General features: G+C 40.5%; 1 pseudogene. It reads right to left on the reverse strand.

The features are described from left to right. Window positions 1-4,820: pseudogene (locus tag BMY56_RS18350) on the reverse strand (SprB repeat-containing protein); the annotation flags it as partial.

Below are 4,820 nucleotides of genomic sequence, written 5' to 3' on the forward strand. Positions count from 1 at the left end.
GTACCGCTACCACCGGTAATGGCAGAACCATCTATGGTTATCGTAGCATTGTTAGGATTGTTGCCTACACTACAACCAAACTCCACAACAGTAGCAGTGAGGTTCGCAATGGCATCAGGTTCGTTAACTATAACGTCTTCATCTAAAATACATCCGCGTCCAGAATAAACCCGAACTACATAATTGTCGGCTGCTGGTAGATTATTGAAAATACCTGATGTTTGCGGTAACAACGTAACAGGAACTAAAGGTCCAATAAGGGGCCTCTGAAACAATTGATACGTATATGGAGGATTATCCATTGTTGGGTCTAAAGTTGCAACAATACGACCATCACTTCCGCCAAAACAACTCACGTCTGTGACTGATGTGGTAAATGCAACAGCTGTTGGCACTTCTAACTCAATATCTACAGATTTGTCACAACCTGTTAGAATTTGGTCATAAACAAATGCTTGATACGTCTTTGGTTCTAAACCTGTAAAAATCGGAGATGCTTGAGGTGATCCATTTACACTTACCCCTGCATCGAATAATTCGTACATATAAAAACCAGAACCTCCATAAGCAGTCATAATTACTTCACCATCGTTACCAATACAAGTTGGCTGTGTAGTTACTTCTGCGGTGATTGACGTGGGTTTGAAAATCTCTAAGGTCTGTATATTACCACAACCATTAAAATCACGTACTTCTATTGTATAATTACCTGAACTTAAATTATTAAACTGGTGTGTAGTACCTAGTGTTGTTAGCGTTGAAGACTGATAAGACCCCCCATTTACACTTAAAGTATAAGGTTGAATTCCCACTCCATCTAATGTAATCTCTATTACAAATTCACCTTCATTAGCAGCACATTGATTTAATACAACTGCTGATATTACCGGTGCTGGATCTTCTGCAATTGTAACGTTTAAAGGAAGCGTTGTAGAACAGCCATTCCCATCTAACACATATACATCCCAATCTGTATTCACAGAAGGGTCTAGTTCGGCATAATTACTTGTGCCATAATCTCCTGATACAGGTGCCACGCCATCTTCCACAAAAGCATAGGTGTAAGATCCATTGCCTCCGCCAGCGATAACTGTTACGTTAGCATCCACAGTACAATACCCGTTATTCTGATCAACTATAGTTAAGGTAACAGGGTTTGGTTCCAATATTCTAAAATCAAAAGTATTCGTACAATCTGGACTAGAGTCTTCTCTAAAGAATAATACATAATCTCCTGGTGGAATATTAGTCACTGTTTCTACAGCTGTTGGGCCTGGACCATTTGGCGCTCCAATTATGGTATTTGAATAAGCGCCTCCTAAAGATGTATTTGTTATAGATTCTCTAATTTCATAAAATATATCATTTACAGAAGAATCATATCCTTCAATTTGAAATGCAATCGATCCATTTGTATCTCCAAAACAAGCCACATCTGTAATTATTGGATTGGCAACAACGTCAATAGATGATAAACTAGGAATCTCCACTTCAACATAACTTGAACAATTAGTGCCTGTATCTATCACTTGAAATACATAGGTTTGCCCAGGGTTTAATCCGTTATAGGTAGCACTTTCTTCATTGATTCCTGGACCAGAAGTCTCAGAATTAGGAACTGTGCCTGCACCATAAATGGTAAAATCATAATTTCCAGAACCACCACTTGCCAATAAGTCAACCGTACCACCACTAATACAACTAACAGCCGGTACAACGGCATCGATACTTAAATACGGGTTGGATAAAACACGCACCGGATTCTGATAAAATTCACAGCCATTAGCATCTAAAACTCTAACGTAATAATCTCCAAATGTCAAACCATCAAAAGTCGCAGTTGTTGCAGATGTATTTACAATCGGATTTGGTCCTAAAGTTACTACTACGTTATTTTGGTTGTCGTATAAGGTATACGTAAAGTTAGGCGCCCCTCCACTTGTAATTGTAATGTCTATTTTACCAGGAATGTCACCTGTACCACCACAACTAACATCGGTAGCAACAACAATTGCATCAAATAGTGCTGGATCCGTTACCGTAACAGTGTCAGTATAGACACAGCTCTTGCTATCTCTAACCGTATAAGTATATGTGCCCGCCGCTAAGCCAGGGTACACTCTTTGATTTGAAAATGAACTACCTTCAAAGCTTATTTGAAATGGCGATGATCCATAGCTAGGGTCAATATTGATTTCTACAACACCATTGGCATCTCCAAAACATGTTGGGTTTATAACTGTTTCAGTTGCAACTGGGTTTACCGTTGCAGTAACTGTAATTTCATTTGATTCTGCACTACAACCTTGCGCATCTGTTACTCTAAATCTATATAAACCAGGGGTTGCCGTTGAGTAAGGAAAAGAACCAATGTATGCGGTATAACCACCTCCATCAACCTGTAATTCATAAGTAAAGGGCGAATATCCACCATTAACCTGCAAATCTAAAATTGCATCTGGTGAAACCGAACAATCGATATCTTTCGTTAAAACCACATTAGCGGTTAATTGTGGTTCTATAGTAAATGATAAAGTGTCTGTACAACCATTTGCATCTCTTATTTGGAATGTATAATTACCAGGTGTAAGATTTGCAAAATCATTCGATGTTTTATATGCACCAGTATTCATTCTGTACACATATGGCGCCAAACCACCAGAAGCTCCAATGACAATAGTTGCTGAGCCAGGGTTAGATGAATCATAACACAAATCTGAAGTTGGGTCAATACTAGCTGTAGGTAAAGATGGTGCAACCAATGTAAAAGTATCGGTAGCTGTACATCCATTTGCATCAGTAACGGTAATTGTATGTAACCCTAATTGGTTTAAACCAGTAAACAAATTACTGCCTTGTGCGCCCGTAGTGGAAGTATCAGGCAATTCAATTTCGTATGAAAATGCTCCTGTACCGCCTGTAGCAGTTATTATAACTGAACCATCATCAACACAACTAGGTTGAGTTTCTACGTTACTAACGGAAATAGTATTTGGTTCCAATATTGTTTGGGTCAGCGTTACAGTACAACCAGCTATTGGGTTGTCTATGTCTCTAACATATACCGTATAATTCCCCGCAGACAATCCAGAAATGGTATGACTTGATGCCGTATCATTACCTTCTATCGTTGCAAAACCACTATCATAACTATATTCATATCCACTGGCACCAAAATTGTTCACTTCGAAAGTAATGGTACCCGAATTGTCGGCATTACAGTTCAGATCCTCATAAGTAAGTACAGATGCCTCGAATGCATTACCAGGCTGAACGTCTATAATAATGTCGGTCGTACATTCACTGCCATAATCTACCGTGATGGTATGTTGACCTACAATCGCATTGTTAAATACATTGCTCGCTTGTGGGGTATTACCATCGATACTATAGGTATACGTTGGGTCGCTAGGAAGTATCGTAATATTTCCAGAGCCATCACAATTGTAAGCAACACTGCTGCTTAAGGCAGGTTCTATAGGTAAAGGCGCGATTATAATATTCGGGAGACTTATGGTACACCCAATATTATTGGCATCCCTTACTTGTACAGTATAGGTTCCGTCGGTTAAATTGGTGAAAACCGCTCCTGCGGCAGTCGCGGCAGTCCAAGTTCCTCCATTTAAACTATACTGATAACTATTTGAACCTCCTGTTGTAGGGGTTACGCCACCAACAGTGATTTCTCCTAATTGATTACACGTATAATCTTCTGTTTGAACGCTCTCAGCAATTATTTGCGGTAATTCGTCAACAGGAACTGATAATGTGAGTTCACAATTATTAACGTCTCTTACCCTAACATCATAAGTGCCAGCTGTAAGATTGTTGAACGTACTTACGGACCCAAAAGTTGTTCCTCCATTAATACTAAAAGTATATGGGGCTTCACCACCGCTTGGGGCCAATGAAATACTACCGTTAGTACCACCAAAACAAGTTACATCTATAACTGTCGGTGTTACCGCTACTGGTGCATCTTGTACAATTGTAATATCATACATTGCAGGACACGCATCCGTTCCTCCATTATTGTCAAGCACATATACATCATAGTCACCTGCACCCGTAACGGTCACAGGATTGGTCGTAGCATAATCACCTGCCGTAGGTGTAGCACCATCAGCCACAACTGCATACACATAATTGCCGTCTCCACCAGCAGCGGTAATATCGATATCGGTATCTGTACCACAAGCGGTTATATTACTTGCGCTTGCCGATACCGTTAATTGCGGCTCGATAGTTATTGTTTGAGGCGCGGTATCACAACCATATTGGTCCGTAACCTCTATCGTATACGTTCCGCTAGATAGTCCCGTGAAGGTATACGTTGTTGCGGTAACCGGACTTGGGGCCACATAAGTACCTCCGTTGATTCTGAAAAGATAATTTCCGTTTCCTGCAGTAACATCTACTTGTATGGTCGCATCATTGCTGCCACTATAACAAACTGTCTCTTGTAATGTAAATACTGGTATAATTGGAGCTGTAATTACAATTGGCGTGTCAATTAAATCGGAACACCCGTTCGCATCCATTGCACGAACATTATATGTACCCGCTAATAATCCGTTAAAAACAGTATTGGTCTGATAAGCGGTTATGATTCCGCCAACATTGTCCTCCAATTGGTATTCGTACCCTGGAGTACCGCCCAAGGCGCTTGCCGTAATAGTGGCCCCGCCATTGTCACAGGTATATTGTTGGGTGATGTTCGCATCGGCGACTACCACCGTTGGCTCGGATATCGTTTGGGTAAGGGTTACGGTACAACCGGCTATCGGGTTGTCCACGTCCCTAACATATACCGTATAATT

The sequence above is a fragment of the Maribacter orientalis genome, from assembly GCF_900109345.1.
GTDB classification, from domain to species: domain Bacteria; phylum Bacteroidota; class Bacteroidia; order Flavobacteriales; family Flavobacteriaceae; genus Maribacter; species Maribacter orientalis.